Raw genomic sequence first — 18050 nt, forward strand, 5'->3', positions numbered from 1 at the left:
TCATGATAATTCTTAATTCCGAAATCGAAAATTCGAAATCCGAAATCTCCTACCAAGCCTTATCCCCTACCAATGGTACAAACCTAAAGGTGTCCAGCACAATCTTTTCATAATCGTTATCTCCCACTTTTAGTATTGTAACCATCTTTTGGGTTTCTTCATCCCCAACCGGGATAACCAGGATGCCGCCTATTTTTAGTTGCTTTAACAGCACTTCGGGCACGGTGGGTGCTCCGGCGGTAACAATGATCTTATCATAAGGTGCGTGTTCGGCTATTCCAACAGAGCCATCTCCCAGGAAAAAACGGGCATTGTAACCCATTTCATTTGGCAATACGTATTTGGTGCGGTGATAGAGCTTTTCCTGGCGTTCAATAGTGTAAACATTAGCTCCAAGTTCAAGCAGGACACAGGTTTGATATCCCGAGCCTGTGCCTATTTCAAGTACTTTATCTCCTTTTCGGATATGCAATAGCTCGGTCTGATAGGCCACAGTATAGGGCTGCGATATGGTTTGTCCTTCGCCTATCGGGAACGCAATATCCCTGTAAGCCTGGTTCCAGAAAGTTTCATCAAAAAAGCAATGACGTTTTACCTTGCCAATAGCCTCTAAAACGTGTCTCGTCGCCAATCCCCTTCTTTCTCAAAACATCCACAAGCCTTTTACGGGCACCCTGTTCGCGGTAATTATCAGTATACTTGTAAGCCATTTTCAAAGGCAAAGTTAATACGAATTTTCACACAATTTACCCAATAAGCATCATTTACGGGGTTTTGGACCCTGGTGGTTATTTATGTGCTTCATTAGTACAAATTTAAAATTCAATTTTGTCAATAATGAAACGCATGGTCTAAAAACACGACACGCCGAACAGTTTGCCCGGCGTGTCATGTTTTTATGTAATTAAGAACCTATACCTCCCTGTTACTGTCCCACTTCTCTAAATAATCGGCCACACGCCTTACAAACGAGCCACCCAAAGCTCCATCTACAACGCGGTGATCATATGATAATGAAAGGAACATCATGTGGCGTATAGCGATCATATCGCCTTCTTTTGTTTCAATAACAGCAGGTTTTTTCTTGATAGCGCCAACAGCTAAAATGGCAACCTGCGGCTGGTTGATTATAGGTGTACCCATTACGTTACCAAATGAGCCAACGTTGGTAATCGTAAATGTGCCTTCTTTTACATCATCGGGCAATAACTTGCCATTGCGTGCACGGTTCGCAAGGTCATTAACGGCCTTTGTTAAACCAACAAGGTTAAGCTCATCTGCTTTTTTAATTACCGGTACAATCAGGTTACCGTTTGGTAAAGCCGTAGCCATGCTGATGTTGATTGCCGCTTTTTTTATGATCTGAGTACCGTTAACAGATACATTGATCATTGGAAAATCCTTGATCGCTTTCGCTACTGCCTCAATAAATATAGGCGTAAAGGTTATTTTTTCGCCTTCACGTTTTTCAAAGCTGTTCTTTACTTTTTCGCGCCATAACACCAGGTTAGTGACATCGGCTTCAACAAATGAGGTAACATGCGGCGATGTTTGTTTGCTCATCACCATATGATCGGCAATCAAACGGCGCATCCTGTCCATCTCTATGATCTCATCACTGCCGGTTACAGAAACAGCCGGAGCAGGCTGCTGCTCAACAGGGGCAGCTTTTGGCGTTTCCGTTTTTGCAGGTCCAGGAGCCGCAGTAATTATTGGTTGCGGCGCTGGTTCAGCAGCCGGTCGTGCTTCTTTAGCAGGCTCAACTGTTTTTACAGGTTGCCCGGCAGTTTGAGTAGTAAACGACTCAACATGAGCTAACTGATGCGTATTTTGAACTGATGGAGTTTTTGCCTGCAGATAGTTCAGCAGGTCATCTTTGGTTAAACGGCCATCCGACCCCGTCCCGGGGATGCTATCCAACTCCCCAATAGTGATACCTTCCTGTGTGGCAATATTTCTTACAAGGGGCGAATAAAAACGGCCTTCGGATTTAAATACCGAAGCAGCAGGCGAGCTTTTTTGCTCAAGCTGATCTATCCCGGGAATACCCGATAAATCTGAAGATTGAATTTCGTTTATTCCGGCTTCAGGAACTTTTTCGGCTTCATTTAACTGAACAGCTTCCTGGTATGTTGTTTCCGTTATTTGGGGTTCTTCGGCTGATTGAGGAACTGGAGTTTCTTCCGGCTGAACACTTATCTGGGCAGTTTCGGCTTCTTCAGTTTCAATGATCGCTATAACTGCGCCAACCTGTACCACATCGTTTTCCTGATACAGTTGTTCAACTAACTTACCGGCTACAGGCGAAGGCACATCCGAGTCAACTTTATCGGTAGCGATTTCCATTACAGCATCGTCGGCATTCACCTTATCACCCGGCTTTTTTATCCATTTGATAACGGTTGCTTCAGCAACACTTTCCCCCATTTTTGGCAATAACAGCTGGTATTTGGCCATACAGTAGAATATAGTTTAACTCCAAAATTAGGTATTTAAATCTTTACTTTTTAATTTGAGTAAGCAAAGTATTCAACATTGACAGGGCCATCACAGCACTTCGCTCAATGTTTTGCCTGCGTTTACTGCCAAATGTATATTTTTTTATTAATGATTTCTCTTTTGAGGCAACTGCAATCCACACAGTACCAACGGGTTTATCTTCCGTACCGCCCCCCGGGCCGGCAACGCCGGTTATAGCTACGGCCAAATCCGATTTGAAATTCAACAGTGCCCCCTCTACCATTTCTTTTACAGTTTCTTCACTAACGGCTCCATGTTGCCACAAAGTTTCGTTCTTTACTCCCAAAATACTTTCCTTTAACTCGTACGAATAAGAAACCGCGCCGCCTAAAAACACCTGCGATGACCCCGGATGTTGGGTAAACAAGTGCGAAAGATAACCGCCGGTACAGCTTTCGGCTACTGATAAAGTAAGGCCGTTACTTTCCATCAAATCAAGGATGGCTTTTTCAAGCGGGATGTCCTGATCAATAACAAACGGTGAACCTATGCGCTCAATAAACCTGGTGGCAAATGCATCAACTTCTTTTTGCAAAGCAGCTTCATCTTCGCCAAAAGCGCTTAATCGTAAACGCACCTGTCCTAACTTTGGCAGGTAGGCTAGTTTAATATGCGATGGCAAATCATTTTCGATATCTGCAATCCGTTCGGCCAAAAATGATTCACCCTCACCAACGGTTAGCAGCGTTTTATGAATGATCACGGGAAGCTTCAGGGTAGCCTTAATTTTAGGCAATACCTGCCCTTCCATCATGTACATCATCTCAAATGGCACACCTGGCATCGACATGTAGATAACTCCATTGTGATTAAACCACATACCCGGAGCAGTGCCGTTTTCATTAAGCACAACTTCGCAATTGGCAGGAACAAGCGCTTGTTGCCTGTTGATCTCCAGTAACGGGCGGTTATATTTGGCAAAAATGCGTTCTACATTAGCAAATGCATCCTCGTTTTCAACAAGTTCAACACCAAAGTATTCGGCTAATGTTTTTTTGGTGATATCATCTTTTGTAGGGCCAAGTCCACCGGTAATAAAAATGATACTGGCCCGGCTTGCAGCTTCGGCTAATGCCTTCAGGATATGTTCTTTATCGTCGCTTATTGATGAGATCTGCTTTACCCTTATCCCTATCTTGTTAAGTTCGGTGGCCATCCAGGCCGAATTGGTATCAACAATTTGTCCGATAAGTATCTCGTCGCCGATGGTAATTATTTCTGCCAGCATTATTATATTAATAAAAAGATGATTGTGGATTGTAATCGCTTTTCTTGCTTAGTTTCAAATCCTGCAAAATAGAAGCCTTCACTTTTAAAGTTACGTTATACATTTTGTATACACCGAAGGGGATCCATTGAAAGGCCAGATCCCAGCAATGCAGATCGCGGTATATTGAAAACGAGGTAGCGCTTGCAAATTTAGCCGCCTTTATATCATACGTAGTAGAATATTGGATCTTCCACTTTTGCGTAAGGTTCACATCGCCCGAAATCTGGAGCGTATTACTGGTTGTTTTGTTGTTTAAGTAGTTTTGATAGCTAAAACTGTAGTTGAGCGAGATATTCCACGGTACGTTAAAGTCAACATATGCGTTCGGATCGCTGTTTACCAGGGCCAATCTCTGAGCCTGGGTAGGATTCATGGTTGCAATAGTATTCAGGGCGGCATTTCCCGGAGTTGCTTTAGTTGAATTCAAGCTCCCACCCATAGAAATGTTTAAACCTGATAAAGTTGGAAATTTGCCGTCCTGCCAGGCATACCTGTTTATATAACGGCTTGTTCTTACAATCTGATTATTGGAGATTGAATCGCTTACCTTGGTTACATATGGGCTAAACACTCCCGAAAAACTGATACTTAATTTTTGATTAAAAATAGCGGTATGCCCCGAAAATGAGATATCCGAAAGTTTCATTGAGTCGGCTGCGAAATTATAAAAGGTGGAGAACGACAAACCTTGTAAAATCATGATTTTTCGGTCGGTGCCGGATGTATCCGTGCTTTTCGCTTTTACCTTAGCTTCTATCGTGTTATCTACCGAGAAATTTAAACCCGCCTGCTTACCCGCTGAGGGGCCGCCGTAAACTCCGTTCTGGAAAATAGAATATTTTTGATAGGTATACGGATAAGGTACCGTGGCTGTACTAACAGCTGTTTTGTAATAGCCAAAGCTTGGGTCGCTGAAGTCGGGACGATAGCTAAAACTTATTGACGGTGTAGCCACGTGCCTGATTGCTTTCAGGTTACCATGTTTAAAGTTTATGGTACCGTACAATTTAGTTGATATACCTGTACTGATACTATACTCGCCGGCACGCTTAAAACCAGGTATAGTATCAATAATTAATTGATTTGAACCGGCAATGCTTCCCCTTTCAAATCTTTCATTAATGCTTTGAAAATACCAGCGTTCGGTATAGTTAACACTGTTATTAAACTGAAAGTACTTTAATACGTTTAAGCCCAAACTAACCGGGATGGTATGCTGAAAACCATTTTGTAACCGTTTTGATAAAGTTTCGCCTTTAAATAACTGGGACTCGGGGATATCGTTAAGCTTGTTGGTACCTACCAAATTATAGCTCACGGTAATTTTTTGATACCATTTTTGTTCGCCAACCCTGTTTTTAGAGTCGAATGGGTTTATTGACGACATACCGAAGGCAATAGTCGGCAATTCGATATTCACCGTTTTACGGGCTATATCCTGGCTATGCGAAATGCCTACACTTAAGTTAAACGGTGTACCTGCCCAGGTTTTACCATAAGCGATACTTGAGCGTAAACTACTTTGGGCAATGGAGTTAACATTATAGTTACTTGCCGATGGCGTATTCCGGAAGAAACCGGAAGTACCTGCATCAACCGAAGCACTGAAAGTTGAACCTGGGTTAGCATTGGCATCCTGCACATGCGACCAGTAAATATGAGCGTCTTTAGTGGCCGGGTCGCCCTCAAGGCCATAGTTATGCGAGCCAAAGCTTAGCGTAACGTTGCCCGTATATTTATAACGTTTAAGATATCGTGCCGTGCTGCTTAGTTCATACGAGCCCTTTGAGTAGATAGACCCGGTGGTAGTCAAATCAACATAATCACTTATACCAATATAGTATCCAAGCCCTTTTAAATAGAACCCCAAGGTGTTGTCCTCACCAAAAGTTGGCAAAATAACACCTGATGTCCTGGTATCCGGCTTAGGGAAAAACCGAACGGAATGGCAAGCGGTAAAGGGACCCCTTCAATCTCCAGGTAAGCGGGCCCGGATATAATACGTTTCTTTTCGCCGATGCCACGGGTAATCACTATACCAAAGTGGGTATCGGGATAAGGCAAATCGCAGGTACTAAAAATAACGTTACGGTATGCAACCTCATCATCATTGAGTTTTTTTGCCTGCCCGCCCGAAATAAAGTTGCCTTCCTGTTCGGATGCAGGATTATAGATCTTTACTTTTTTTGTTTGATAATTAAAAATCAGCGAATCGGATGCTACGGGCTTATCCGTTTTTTGCTTCATGATAGGCCTGCGGATATATTGGTGCGTACGAGGATCAATGCTTCCCCGAGCAAATATGAGGTGGTTTTTATCATCAACCCTGATATAATCTGCATCAAGCTCGAAATCTTCATAGGTTACACGGGCCTTGCCGTAAAAATAGGTAACCTGGTGCTCCCGGTCTGAGTGGGTCGAGTCCTCGGCAGTTGCCTTTACTTCTGATTGCAGGCCACCTTTATTCTTTTTAGTGGTATCATTTGCAGGTAAAGAATTTACAGGCTTACCGTTTCGTAGCGGCGTTATTGAGCCGGATTGTTTACCTTTAAGAAGTTTCTTATCACGAAGCGAATCAAGTTTGATAATAGTATCAGTTAAAGGCCTCCTGCCATGGCTGTTATTTAAAACAGTGCCGGCATTAGCAGCAAGTCCGTTTACTATTAATATAATTGCAAGCAGAAAAAAAGGTTATGAATTTCAAAATTGATTATGAATAGTATTTTTGCAGATATAGTTAACAGCGTTCAAAAATAATGAAAAATAAGGCATTGAAAAGATTGATTTATAGTTTGTGGGTGTTGCTGGTTCTCCTTTCATTTTTTCCTTTTAAATCATACAGTTCTGTTTTAACCAATAGTCTTCCCCGTCAAACCGACACTGTTGTCAACAGTACCGGTTTTAAGATCAAAACCATTATTATCGACCCCGGGCATGGCGGCAAACCATCAGCCTCTACAGGTCATTATTCACACGGTGCATCGGGCTCTTATTCGTCAGAAAGGAATGTAACGCTGGCTATTGGCTTTAAATTGCAAGCCGCTATAGAAAAAGAATTAAGCGGCGTGAAAGCTGTAATGACCCGTACTACCGAAGATGATGTTTCGTTTGAACGGAGGGCTGAAATAGCCAATGAAAACAAAGGGCAGCTCTTCATTTCCCTGCATTGCAATTCGCTATCCGACAGAACAATTCGCGAAAAGGTTGGTACCAAACGTCATAAAGCGGTGTACCGTACCGTTCGGGTACCGGACAGGTCGGGCAAAGGCGTACTGATTTTGGTTTATGGTTTACACCGTACCCGCGAAGAGGAAAACGCCATTCAAAAAAACCAGGTTGGCGAAGAGACCGAACTCGACGGCGGCGCACTGGACCCGAACGACCCCATGACCATTATTTTAACAAACGAGTACAAAAGAAAGTTCAGGCAGCAGAGTATCAAGCTGGCTACTTTAATTAACGGCGAGTTTGTTGATACCGATGGAAGGCGTAGCGAAGGGATCAGGGAGCAGGGCATTTACGTACTTTGCCACAGCGCAATGCCATCAGTATTGGTTGAAACCGGCTATATCAATAACCCCGACGATGAAAAGTACCTTAACTCGGAAGAAGGACAAAATGAGATTGTAGCTTCAATTATCCGTGCATTAACAACCTATAAAAAAGAAATGGAACAGATTTCTCAATAATTATAAAAGCCAGACTGTTACTTCCTGGCAAATAAAACGTACATCATAAAACATATAAGCCTGGTTGCAGGTTTATAGCCTTAAACACAATTAACGCATAAACTCTACTTAATGAAAATCTCTAACGAAACCAAAATTGGTGCACTTACGGCAATAGCAATTACCATACTCATATTAGGTTACAGTTATTTACGCGGTAATGATGTTTTTTCAGGATCAAATAAATACTATGCTATTTATAACAGCGTTGAAGGTTTAACCGTTTCAAAACCAGTATTGGTAAACGGTTACCAGATAGGCCGCATCTCTAAAATGAAGCTTCAGCCAGACGGGCGTACCGTGGTTGAATTTAAAATTGAGCCAGATGTGGTTGTGCCTAAAAACACCCTCGCCAAGCTCGAAAGTACCGATCTGCTGGGCAGTAAAGCCATTGTTTTTGAGTTAGGTAACAGCAATGTGCCCGCCGAAGACCAGGATACACTTAAAGCCGATATCCAGGGCAGCCTTGCGGAAAGCCTGCAGCCCATACAAAAAAAGGCAGAGATGCTGATGTCTAAACTCGATTCGTCACTGAGCGCTGTTAACAAGATCCTGAATCCTAACTTTCAGAAAAACATTGACCGCAGTTTCATGAGCATTGCGAACTCATTGCAAACGCTTGAAGGCACTACCAAAAAAATAGACCACCTGGTAGGTTCACAAACCGGACATATCGACGCCATACTTACCAATGCCGAGGAAGTATCAGGCAGCTTAAAGACAAGCACAGCACACCTAAACGGAATGACAGCTAACTTTGAAAAAGTAAGTAACGACGTTGCTGCTGCTAACCTGAAACAAACACTTGATAATGCAAATAAAGCTATGGCCGATTTGCAGGCAACTATTGCCAAAATCAACTCCGGTCAGGGTTCTTTGGGCCTTTTGCTTAATGACGATAAAATGTACAAAAACCTTACAGATGCATCAAACAATCTCAATAACCTGTTTATTGATCTGAAGGCACATCCAAAACGTTATGTGAGCTTCTCTGTTTTTGGTGGTAAGAAGGATTAAGGAAAGCTAAAAGCCTGCTTTTGGCTTTCTGCCTTAAGCTTTTAGCTTTATTCTATAAAAAAGGTTTTCCCCTCAATTGCAAGTTCAGTTGAGGGGAAATTTATTTTAGCCTCATCCAGTAACTCATTCAGGGTTTTATAACGGGCCGAAAAATGGCCTATGAGCAGTTTTTTGGCGTTGGTTTTCAGGGCTATCTCTCCGGCTTGTAACGCTGTGGTGTGATGGGTTATAGCTGCCCGGTCAAGCATATCGTTTAAAAAAGTAGCCTCGTGATAAAGCAACGTGGCGTTGGCGATTTGGCCAAAATAGTTTTCATTATACATCGTATCGGAGCAGTAGGCATAGGTTTTAGGCTCGGCCGAATCGATAGTTAGCTCCTCATTTTTGTAAACTTTGCCTTTTTCATCAGTATAATCCCCCCTTTTTCAATACCGAATAATAGGCAACCGGGATGTCGAGACTTTCTATTTTCTCCTTAATAAATTTACGAAGTCTTTTCTTTTCCTTAAACAAAAAGCCGGTACAGGCAATGCGGTGATCAAGCGGTATCGTTTCAACTACAACATCACTATTATTGATCACCACTTCACTTTGTTGGGCATTGGTAAATATATATTCAACAGGGAATTGCAGTTCGGTATCTGAATATCTTAATTGCAGATCAATTATTTCTTTCAACTGCACAGGGCATACCAGTTTAAGCGCCTTTTTACGACCGTTAAGATGCATGGATGATAATAAACCAACCAGGCCTAAATAATGATCGCCGTGAAGATGACTTATAAAAATATGATCAATGCGACTGGCTTTGATATCAAAACGGAGCATTTGTTGCTGAGTGCCTTCGCCGCAGTCTATTAAATACAGGCGCTCATTGATATTGAGCACCTGTGAAGTAGGATTTCTGTTAAAGATGGGGGTTGCGGAGCTGCTGCCAAGTATTGTTACCTCAAATTTCATAATAGGTAAACAATCAAATGGTTTATCTTGCTTCCTTTTTTAATTCTTTTTCAATCTCTTCCATAAAAATAAGATCGACACCCTCTTCGGCGGTTGGGACAATGGTTAATACATTATCCAATTGTGATATGGTTATTAAACGCGCAACCGCGTCATTTAAACCCGCCAAAATAAATGAACCCGTAGCATTTTTACACAAGCGATGACCAACCAGCAAACTGCTTAAGCCTGATGAATCGGCATATTTCACCTGCGACAAGTCGAGAATGATGTTGCGCTGCCCCTCTGTATTGATCAAAATCAGTTCTGATTTTAACTGAGGCGTTACTATTGAATTTAATTTTGATTCATTAAGTTTCAATAATATATATTTCTCATGTTTATCTACAGTAAATTTCATTCTTATTAAATTTAATAAGCTAAGATAAATATTTTATGGATATTTTAAAATTACATAACGCTCAACGCGTTATTAATTGCCGTTTCAACGCGGGCTAATACATTCCCTTCGGCAGGCTTAACAAATGCCTCGCCGATAATCTTTTCGTAAAGCTCTATATAACGCTCAGATATCGAATTAACAATCTCTTCGGTCATAACCGGCACTACTTGCCCCTCTTTACCCTGGAAGCCATTTTCGATAAGCCATTTGCGCACAAACTCTTTAGAAAGCTGTTTCTGCGGCTCACCTTTTTGCTGACGTTCCTCGTACCCTTCTTTATAAAAATATCTCGAAGAATCAGGCGTGTGGATCTCGTCGATCAGGTAAATCTGACCATCAACTTTACCAAACTCATATTTGGTATCTACCAATATTAAGCCTTGTTTGGCTGCAATCTCGGTACCACGTTTAAATAGCGCCTGGGTATAGGCCTCAAGCTTTACATAATCTTCTTCCGATACAATGCCTCTTGACAGGATCTCCTCGCGTGAAATATCTTCGTCATGTCCTACCGACGCCTTGGTTGTCGGCGTAATGATAGGCTCAGGCAATATGTCATTCTCCTTTAAGCCTTCAGGCAAAGCCACTCCACATACATGATGCCTGCCTGCGCTGTATTCGCGGGCAGCATGGCCGGCCAGGTAGCCGCGGATCACCATCTCTACCTTAAACGGCTCGCAAATACGACCAATGGTAACACTTGGGTCCGGAACAGAAATAACCCAGTTCGGAACAATATCGGTTGTAGCCTTTAAAAAACGGGCTGCTATCTGGTTAAGCACCTGTCCTTTAAACGGAATAGCTTCAGGTAATACAACATCAAAAGCCGAAATCCGGTCGGTAACAACCATGGCCAGGTATTTATTATCTATCGTATAAACATCGCGTACTTTCCCCTTGTAAAAAGCCGTTTGCCCCGGAAAGCTGAAATGTGTTTCTTTTATTGAGTTCATTGTTTTTAGTGATTAGAGATTGGAGGTTAGAGATTAGGATTTGCAAGTTTGCTTCCCTTTCAATAGCCTCAAATCACTTTATATTGAAGACTAAAGGTTGTTAGTTAGACATGAGCTTTGCAACTAATCTCTAACCACCAACCTCTAATCAACTAATTACTGTATATCCCCGTAAGCTTCTAATATCTTACGTACTAATTTGTGCCTTACTACGTCTTCGCCGCTTAAGTATACTATCTCGATACCTTTGATATCGGTCAGGATCCTTAAAGCAGTGTGCAGGCCGGATTGTTGTTTTTTTGGCAAATCAATCTGTGTTACGTCGCCGGTTACAATAAATTTAGCTGATGGCCCCATACGGGTCAGGAACATTTTGAGCTGCATATCCGTAGCGTTCTGGGCTTCATCCAAAATAACAAAACAGTTATCAAGGGTACGGCCACGCATAAAGGCAAGCGGTGCAATCTCAATGGTGCGGTTCTCCAGGTAAACCTTCAGTTTTTCGGCCGGGATCATATCATCAAGCGCATCATATAACGGCCTCAGGTATGGGTCGATCTTTTCTTTAAGGTCGCCGGGTAAAAAACCAAGGTTCTCCCCTGCTTCAACCGCCGGGCGGGTTAGTATAATGCGTTTAATCTCTTTGTTTTTAAGTGCCCTTACGGCCAATGCCACCGCGGTATACGTTTTACCGGTACCCGCAGGCCCGATTGCAAAAAGGATATCGCTTTTGTTAATACTATCAACCATGCGGCGCTGATTGGTGGTACGCGCCTTAACCATTACGCCGTTAGGCCCAAACACAATCACTTCACCACTCGCAAATTTATCTGCAGCAGCGGGTTCGGATGTGGTTGCATTATTAACCTTCGAACCAAGGATCCGCTCGAGATCAGTTATGTTGAGATTTTCAAATTTCTCAACATGATTTATCAGATGGGAAAATTTTTCCTGGAAAATATTCAGTTCGTTATCATCGCCCAAAACCTTCACTTCACTGCCGCGGGCAACTATTTTAAGCTTGGGGTATTGTTTCTTAATGATCTCAAAATGATCATTATTAGGCCCCCACAGTACTGCAGGGTTTACGTTTTCAATTGATAGCTTAAGTTCGTTCAATACTAATTTGATTTTTTTAGTTACGGATTTTTATGAATTAAAAATTGAATATTTGTAGCTTCAAATGCTACTACAAGATTAGCAATAAATATTTATAAAATTAATGGCAATTATAACATTAACTACTGATTTAGGCGATAAAGATATTTACCAGGCTGCGTTAAAAGGCAGTATCTACAAATTGTTGCCTACAGTAAATATTGTTGATATTACCAACAGTGTTGCAGCCTTTAATGTACAGCAGGCCGCTTTTATACTTAAAAACAGTTTTCATTATTTCCCTGAAGATACCGTACACCTTATCGGTATTGATACCGTTTATAATGACCATACCAAATACCTCGCTATCCGCTACAAAAAGCACTACTTTGTGGGGGCTGATAACGGTATTTTTTCGCTGATGTTTGACCAGGAGCCTGAAGAGATAGTTGAGATCAACATTATGCAGGACCTTAAATTCCTCCACTTCCCCCTGGCCGATATCTTTGTTAAAACGGCCTGCCATTTAGCCAAAGGCGGCAAGCTGGATGAAATAGGCCTGCCGGTGAGCGATATTGAAAACAAAATGAATTTGCAGCCTGTTATTGAAAAAAACATGATCAAAGGTGTTGTAATTTATATCGATTCATTTCAGAATGTGATAACCAATATAACCAAGGAGTTTTTTAACAGCGTGCAGCAAGGCAGGCGTTTTGTGCTCAATTTTAAGCGCAATGAAACCATAAACCATTTAAGCTGGCATTATAATGAAGTACCCGTTGGCGAAAAACTTTGTTTGTTTGGTATCAGTGACCATTTGGAAATTGCCATAAATAAAGGCAATGCAAGTGGCCTTCTGGGCCTGAACCTGAATGATAAGGTGATCATTGAATTTCAATAAGGTATTTATATAAATGAAAAAAACTGTACTGATTTTTTTATTTTGCTTGATAACAATCGGTTGGGCATCGGCCCAAATCCCCGTTAACTCCGATTCTGTAGCTTACCAGCTTCAGCGTAAAAAAATAAATAATATGCTGGCGGCCCGTAAACAAAAATTCGGGCAATATGACCAAAGCCTGGGCCAGCATACCGGCATTTTCGGCTTTCAAACCAAAGGTGATGTCCGACGTTCGGCCGGCATCCTGATGGATATCGCCAAAACAGACGATGCTATTTTTAAAGAGCTCAAGATCCTGCTTGAATACCGTGATTTTCAGCAAAGGCAGATCCAAAGTCACAGCAAGGAGGCAGAAACTACAGCTGCCGGTTATATACAGGTAATTAACAGGTTAAAGCAACAAAATGCGCATCTTAAACAACAGTTAAACAATTCAGAAGAGCACTTCAAAACCCGGCAAAACATATTTGTGTTAGTGATACTTTTCATGATTGCGTCAATTTTATTTCTGCTTGTTAAAAAGAACCGTGTTAAAGCGTAAATTCGCGGCTTATAACATTCAAACGCATACATGGCAAGAGGACGACTGAACAGTGGCAGCAAGGCCGAAGCAGAATTACCTAAAGCAAAAATAAACAGGAGCAGCCTGCGCAACGTAGCTAAACTGCTCACTTACTTAAAACCTTACCGGGTTAAATTCATAGCCGGATTAGTTTTCCTGTTTCTGTCAAGCCTGGTAGGCTTGGCATTCCCCGCCATTCTGGGCGCATTGATTGATGCAGCACAAGGCATTTATAAATACAAGTACCTGCCGCATGGCTTAAATGCCATTGCCATCATGGGTTTTATTATATTATTTGCACAGGCTTTTGTGTCGTTTTTCAGGGTGGTTTGGTTTGTACAGGTGGCCGAAAAATCTTTAGCCGATATCAGGCGTGATACCTATTTTAAGCTTATTACCTTGCCCATGAACTTTTTTGCCAATCGTAGGGTTGGTGAATTGAACAGCCGTATTTCTGCCGATCTTTCCCAAATCCAGGATACGTTGACCACCACTTTTGCCGAAATGATCCGCCAGTTGGTGATCATGATAGGCAGCACTACCTTACTGGCCATCGTGTCTATCAAACTTACACTTGCGCTATTAGCTATATTGCCATTCCTGGTTGCATTCGCTGTATTCTTTGGGCGATTTATCCGTAAGCTATCACGTGAGGCGCAGGACAAATTAGCCGAATCAAACACCATAGTTGAGGAAACACTGCAAGGCATTGCCAATGTAAAGGCATTTGTTAACGAGGCCTACGAAGCTAATCGGTACGACAAGATTTTACGCAAAGTGGTGAACATCGCCGTTCGCGGTGCAAAATTCAGGGGTACCTTTGCCTCATTCATCGTATTTTGCTTGTTTGGCACATTTGTAGGCGTAATTTGGTATGGCTCGGTGCTGGTAGCTAATCATGAAATATATGTAGGCGACCTTACTACTTTTATAATGTACTCGATATTTGTAGGCGCCGCTATGGGTAGCTTTCCAGATCTGTACGCCAATTTGCAAAAAGCGGTTGGCGCCAGCGAACGTGTACTGGAAATCCTTCACGAACAGGGCGAAGATATTTCGATTATTGAAAGCGAAAATGGCATTAAACAACCCATTAAAGGCGACCTTGCTTTTGACAATGTGGTATTCGCCTACCCATCCCGCCAGGAAATTACCGTTTTAAAAGGCATCTCTTTTAGTGCAGATGCCGGGCAGCGTGTAGCTATTGTTGGGCCAAGTGGTTCCGGTAAATCTACCATGGCATCATTGATCTTACAATTTTATCACCCACAAAACGGAAATATCTTATTTGATGGCAAGCCAGCCGACAATTACACCCTTACTGATATCCGTAACCAGGTAGCTATTGTTCCGCAGGATGTATTATTGTTTGGAGGCACCATAATGGAAAACATTGCCTACGGCAGGCTCAATGCATCAAAAGAGGATATCATACAAGCCGCCAAACGTGCCAACGCGCATCAATTTATCTCGTCCTTCCCCGAAGGTTATGAAACTATTGTTGGCGAGCGTGGTGTTAAATTATCAGGCGGACAAAGACAGCGGATTGCCATTGCAAGGGCGCTCCTTAAAAACCCATCTATACTGATACTTGATGAGGCTACATCTTCATTAGATTCAGAGTCAGAACGCCTGGTACAGGAGGCGCTGGAAGAGTTAATGAAAGACCGTACATCTATCATCATAGCCCACCGTCTGTCAACCATTCGCGAAGCAGATAAGATCATCGTACTTGAAAAAGGCCATATAGTTGAAAGCGGTAGCCACGTCGAACTCATTGGCAATGAACAAGGTCTTTATAAATACTTAAGCCAGCTCCAGTTTGAAAGCAATCAGGCTTAGCAACACTCCTTAAAACTTATTGGTTTATAACTAAACTTATAAAGCATTAATACGTTTACACTCGCAATAAAGCGGGTGTAAACCGTTATATTCACAAACTGAAGATTACTTACAACGTAATATAATTATCGATACCCGCTTTAGCACAGGTATCACTTATAAAAATGAAACTAACTATACACGGGGCGGCCCGGCAGGTAACCGGGAGCATGCATTTGCTCGAGGTTGGACAATATAAAATTTTAGTGGATTGCGGACTTGATTATGAAAAGGACCGCAGTATCATATCTAACGAAAACTTTCCTTTTCGGCCCGAAGACATTGACGTGGTAGTACTTACCCACGCTCATATCGACCATTCGGGCAACCTGCCTACCCTGATCCGCTTAGGTTTTGAGGGGCAGATCTTATGCACCCCTCCCACGGCAGACCTGACTGAATTATTGCTGCTCGATTCTGTAAACATATTCATGCGCAAAGCGGCAAGTAAGGGCGGTCACCACAAACGTGGCAGAGGCAAATTCAATACGCATGCCCAACCACTATACATGCAAAAGCATGTGATGGACACGGTTGAGCGCTTTGTTACCATAGGATTTAACAAACCGTTTAGGATTACCGGCGATATTGAGCTAACTTTTGTACCGGTAGGCCACCTGTTGGGCGCAGCAGCAGCTGTATTTAAAGTAAATGATAAAGGCGAAGAAAAATCCATCGCTTTTACCGGCGATATTGGCAGGAAGAATTACCCTGTTTTGAATGATCCGCAGCCCCTCCCTCCTGTTGATTTCCTGGTTTCGGAAGCAACTTATGGCGGCCGCTACCACAGTAAGGACAAATCCGTTGAGCAAACCCTGATAGAAGTTATTGAAAAAGCCTGTATTAAAGAGCAGGGCCGTTTAATTATCCCGGCATTCAGCATCGGGCGTACACAATCTTTGGTTTATACGTTGAACAAGATCTTTAGCACTGGTTTACTGCCGCCGGTTAAAGTTTTTGTTGATAGTCCGATGGCTACACAGGCTACCGAGGTATTCAGAAAATACCATAATCAGGTTAACCAGGAAGCACAGGAGTTTTACCAAAAACGTGGCGACGAATTTGAGTTTGATAACCTCACTTACGTAGAAACACTAAAGGATAGCCGGCAGATCTCCAATTATTGGGAACCCTGCATCATTATCTCATCTGCAGGAATGCTTGAAGGCGGCCGCATCCAGGACCATCTTTTTTATAACATCCAAAATTACTACGCCACCATCCTGTTCATTGGCTACTGCGCCAAAGGAACATTAGGCCATCGTTTGTTACGGGGAGATTCTATCGTCCACATTAAAGACCGTGAACTGGCCGTTTATGCCACCATCAAACAAACCGACGTACTAAGCGCCCACGGTGACCATGACGACCTGATGAATACCGTAAAAGCCATTGATAAAGCAAAGCTCAAACACATATTCCTGGTACATGGTGAAGGTGAAAGTATGCAGCTATTAGCCAATGACCTTGAAAAAGAAGGCTACGGAGTTACTTTGCCGGAGAAAGGTGTTAGTTATATAATTTAAATACATAATATTCGATGTCATTGCGAGAAACGAAGCAATCGCACGGAAGCATAGCTGCCCTGTAAAGCATGCGATTGCCACGCTACGCTCCTAATGACATAAGATATAAAACAAACGGCACGAATTGATGAAATTCGTGCTGTTTGTTTTATAGTTTGTATTCGTGTAATTCGCTCTAATTAGAGCAAATTCGTGTTATGCTTTTTTGAAATGCTCGATAATTAAGCTTGCAAGCTCTACACCGATCCTTTCCTGAGCCTCATTGGTAGCAGCACCAATGTGTGGGGTTAAGGAAATTTTTGGATGGGTTAAGATTTCAGCGCGAGGGGCTGGCTCATTGTCGAACACGTCAAGTGCTGCAAATGAAACCTGGCCGCTGTTTAGAGCGTCAACCAAAGCAAGTTCATCAATTAAACCACCGCGTGAGATGTTTACCAGGCCAACACCTTTTTTAGTTTTAGCCAATTCCTCAGCACCAAAAAGGGCTTTGTCGATAAATGGAGTATGTAGGGTAATGAAATCTGCAGTAGTGATGATTTCATCAAGAGTAGCTTTTTTAACAGATGCTTTAACAGTGATACCACCGCCTAAAACAAGATCCAGCTCGGGGTTAAAATCAAAAAGATCATAAGCTAAAACATCCATACCAACACCGATAGCTATTTTAGCTACTTCCCTGCCGATACGACCAAAACCTACGATACCTAAAGTTTTACCGCGAAGCTCAACGCCTTTAGCATAAGCTTTTTTCAGGTCGTTAAATTTGGTACCGCCATCAACAGGCATTTTACGGTTGCTATCAGGTAAAAAGCGTACAGCGCCAAATAAGCTGGCGAACACCAACTCAGCAACTGATAATGAAGAAGATGCTGGCGTGTTGTAAACACCAATGCCTTTTTCTTTGGCATAATCAACATCAATATTATCAACACCTACACCACCACGACCAATCAGTTTAAGATTAGGGGTAGCGTCGATCAATGCCTTACGTACTTTAGTAGCGCTACGTACGGTAATAGCATCATAGTTTTTCAATTTTTCAGGAAGCTCGTCCTGTGGGATATTGTTGGTATCAACGAAAAAGCCGGCATCTTCCAGCATTTTCTTACCTATCGGGTCGATACCGTCATTAGCTAATATTTTGATCATGTCTAAAGTTTTGCCCCCGGCCCCCTAAAGGGGGAGTGATTAT

The 18050-nt window shown here is 42.3% G+C and carries 17 protein-coding genes; 6 read left to right on the forward strand and 11 right to left on the reverse strand.

From position 1 onward, the window contains the following. Positions 1 to 49 precede the first annotated feature (49 nt). From ACQ86K_RS18235 to ACQ86K_RS18255, 5 genes are all read right to left on the reverse strand, one after another. Positions 50 to 631 (reverse strand): protein-L-isoaspartate(D-aspartate) O-methyltransferase, encoded by a 582-nt coding sequence (locus ACQ86K_RS18235; RefSeq protein ID WP_431198500.1) that lies wholly within the window; start codon positions 629 to 631, stop codon positions 50 to 52. A gap of 281 nt (positions 632 to 912) precedes the next feature. Then, on the reverse strand, positions 913 to 2457 hold the full coding sequence (locus tag ACQ86K_RS18240) for a dihydrolipoamide acetyltransferase family protein (protein WP_091162700.1): 1545 nt from the start codon (positions 2455 to 2457) through the stop codon (positions 913 to 915). 43 nt (positions 2458 to 2500) lie between these two features. Further along, on the reverse strand, positions 2501 to 3748 hold the full coding sequence (locus ACQ86K_RS18245) for a competence/damage-inducible protein A (RefSeq protein ID WP_091162699.1): 1248 nt from the start codon (positions 3746 to 3748) through the stop codon (positions 2501 to 2503). Between the two features lie 7 nt (positions 3749 to 3755). After that, complete coding sequence (locus tag ACQ86K_RS18250; protein WP_431198501.1) at positions 3756 to 5687, reverse strand: putative LPS assembly protein LptD; 1932 nt, start codon at positions 5685 to 5687, stop codon at positions 3756 to 3758. After that, positions 5645 to 6037, reverse strand: coding sequence for a putative LPS assembly protein LptD (locus ACQ86K_RS18255; RefSeq protein ID WP_431198502.1), 393 nt, complete (start codon positions 6035 to 6037; stop codon positions 5645 to 5647). Before ACQ86K_RS18255 ends, ACQ86K_RS18250 begins: the two co-directional genes overlap by 43 nt. Before the next feature lie 509 nt (positions 6038 to 6546). Here ACQ86K_RS18255 and ACQ86K_RS18260 point away from each other — a divergent pair. Both ACQ86K_RS18260 and ACQ86K_RS18265 read left to right on the forward strand, forming a co-directional pair. Beyond that, positions 6547 to 7479: an N-acetylmuramoyl-L-alanine amidase family protein gene (locus ACQ86K_RS18260; protein ID WP_091162697.1), complete on the forward strand. Its 933-nt coding sequence runs from the start codon at positions 6547 to 6549 to the stop codon at positions 7477 to 7479. Positions 7480 to 7590: 111 nt separating this feature from the next. Beyond that, positions 7591 to 8535, forward strand: a complete 945-nt coding sequence (locus tag ACQ86K_RS18265; RefSeq protein ID WP_090527134.1) for an MlaD family protein — start codon at positions 7591 to 7593, stop codon at positions 8533 to 8535. Positions 8536 to 8582: 47 nt separating this feature from the next. On the opposite strand, the gene ACQ86K_RS18270 is transcribed toward ACQ86K_RS18265, so the two are convergent. From ACQ86K_RS18270 to ACQ86K_RS18290, 5 genes are all read right to left on the reverse strand, one after another. After that, positions 8583 to 8858 carry a hypothetical protein gene (locus ACQ86K_RS18270; RefSeq protein ID WP_431198503.1) on the reverse strand — a complete coding sequence of 92 codons (276 nt, stop codon included), beginning with the start codon at positions 8856 to 8858 and terminating at the stop codon, positions 8583 to 8585. Positions 8859 to 8940: 82 nt separating this feature from the next. Then, the gene (locus ACQ86K_RS18275) at positions 8941 to 9495 is read right to left on the reverse strand and encodes an MBL fold metallo-hydrolase (RefSeq protein WP_431198504.1); all 555 of its coding nucleotides are present in this window, start codon (positions 9493 to 9495) and stop codon (positions 8941 to 8943) included. A 22-nt stretch (positions 9496 to 9517) separates the two neighbouring features. After that, a complete protein-coding gene (locus tag ACQ86K_RS18280; protein WP_090527130.1) occupies positions 9518 to 9895 on the reverse strand; it encodes an STAS domain-containing protein in 378 nt (125 codons plus the stop codon). A 50-nt stretch (positions 9896 to 9945) separates the two neighbouring features. Next, positions 9946 to 10890, reverse strand: a complete 945-nt coding sequence (locus ACQ86K_RS18285) for a phosphoribosylaminoimidazolesuccinocarboxamide synthase (RefSeq protein ID WP_091162695.1) — start codon at positions 10888 to 10890, stop codon at positions 9946 to 9948. 156 nt (positions 10891 to 11046) lie between these two features. Then, positions 11047 to 12009, reverse strand: a complete 963-nt coding sequence (locus ACQ86K_RS18290) for a PhoH family protein (protein ID WP_091162694.1) — start codon at positions 12007 to 12009, stop codon at positions 11047 to 11049. Between the two features lie 103 nt (positions 12010 to 12112). Between ACQ86K_RS18290 and ACQ86K_RS18295 the strand changes: the two genes are divergently transcribed. From ACQ86K_RS18295 to ACQ86K_RS18310, 4 genes are all read left to right on the forward strand, one after another. Next, on the forward strand, positions 12113 to 12889 hold the full coding sequence (locus ACQ86K_RS18295; protein ID WP_091162693.1) for an SAM hydrolase/SAM-dependent halogenase family protein: 777 nt from the start codon (positions 12113 to 12115) through the stop codon (positions 12887 to 12889). A gap of 13 nt (positions 12890 to 12902) precedes the next feature. Then, a complete protein-coding gene (locus tag ACQ86K_RS18300; protein WP_256337322.1) occupies positions 12903 to 13430 on the forward strand; it encodes a hypothetical protein in 528 nt (175 codons plus the stop codon). Between the two features lie 30 nt (positions 13431 to 13460). After that, a complete protein-coding gene (locus ACQ86K_RS18305) occupies positions 13461 to 15293 on the forward strand; it encodes an ABC transporter ATP-binding protein (RefSeq protein ID WP_091162692.1) in 1833 nt (610 codons plus the stop codon). A gap of 164 nt (positions 15294 to 15457) precedes the next feature. After that, on the forward strand, positions 15458 to 16858 hold the full coding sequence (locus ACQ86K_RS18310; protein WP_091162691.1) for an MBL fold metallo-hydrolase: 1401 nt from the start codon (positions 15458 to 15460) through the stop codon (positions 16856 to 16858). 195 nt (positions 16859 to 17053) lie between these two features. Here ACQ86K_RS18310 and ACQ86K_RS18315 read toward each other — a convergent pair whose 3' ends face one another. Then, positions 17054 to 18007, reverse strand: coding sequence for a D-2-hydroxyacid dehydrogenase (locus ACQ86K_RS18315; RefSeq protein ID WP_176844344.1), 954 nt, complete (start codon positions 18005 to 18007; stop codon positions 17054 to 17056). Positions 18008 to 18050 lie beyond the last annotated feature (43 nt).

Source organism: Mucilaginibacter sp. P19 (assembly GCF_050632265.1).
Taxonomy (GTDB): Bacteria; Bacteroidota; Bacteroidia; order Sphingobacteriales; family Sphingobacteriaceae; genus Mucilaginibacter; species Mucilaginibacter gossypii.

What these genes read in the sequence shown, in the direction of transcription:
- ACQ86K_RS18240 (WP_091162700.1), bottom strand. Translation starts at nt 2,457, where the DNA reads ATGGCCAAATACCAGCTGTTATTGCCAAAAATGGGGGAAAGTGTTGCT.
- ACQ86K_RS18245 (WP_091162699.1), bottom strand. Translation starts at nt 3,748, where the DNA reads ATGCTGGCAGAAATAATTACCATCGGCGACGAGATACTTATCGGACAA.
- ACQ86K_RS18255 (WP_431198502.1), bottom strand. Translation starts at nt 6,037, where the DNA reads ATGAAGCAAAAAACGGATAAGCCCGTAGCATCCGATTCGCTGATTTTT.
- ACQ86K_RS18260 (WP_091162697.1), top strand. Translation starts at nt 6,547, where the DNA reads ATGAAAAATAAGGCATTGAAAAGATTGATTTATAGTTTGTGGGTGTTG.
- ACQ86K_RS18265 (WP_090527134.1), top strand. Translation starts at nt 7,591, where the DNA reads ATGAAAATCTCTAACGAAACCAAAATTGGTGCACTTACGGCAATAGCA.
- ACQ86K_RS18270 (WP_431198503.1), bottom strand. Translation starts at nt 8,858, where the DNA reads ATGTATAATGAAAACTATTTTGGCCAAATCGCCAACGCCACGTTGCTT.
- ACQ86K_RS18275 (WP_431198504.1), bottom strand. Translation starts at nt 9,495, where the DNA reads ATGAAATTTGAGGTAACAATACTTGGCAGCAGCTCCGCAACCCCCATC.
- ACQ86K_RS18280 (WP_090527130.1), bottom strand. Translation starts at nt 9,895, where the DNA reads ATGAAATTTACTGTAGATAAACATGAGAAATATATATTATTGAAACTT.
- ACQ86K_RS18285 (WP_091162695.1), bottom strand. Translation starts at nt 10,890, where the DNA reads ATGAACTCAATAAAAGAAACACATTTCAGCTTTCCGGGGCAAACGGCT.
- ACQ86K_RS18295 (WP_091162693.1), top strand. Translation starts at nt 12,113, where the DNA reads ATGGCAATTATAACATTAACTACTGATTTAGGCGATAAAGATATTTAC.
- ACQ86K_RS18300 (WP_256337322.1), top strand. Translation starts at nt 12,903, where the DNA reads ATGAAAAAAACTGTACTGATTTTTTTATTTTGCTTGATAACAATCGGT.
- ACQ86K_RS18305 (WP_091162692.1), top strand. Translation starts at nt 13,461, where the DNA reads ATGGCAAGAGGACGACTGAACAGTGGCAGCAAGGCCGAAGCAGAATTA.
- ACQ86K_RS18310 (WP_091162691.1), top strand. Translation starts at nt 15,458, where the DNA reads ATGAAACTAACTATACACGGGGCGGCCCGGCAGGTAACCGGGAGCATG.
- ACQ86K_RS18315 (WP_176844344.1), bottom strand. Translation starts at nt 18,007, where the DNA reads ATGATCAAAATATTAGCTAATGACGGTATCGACCCGATAGGTAAGAAA.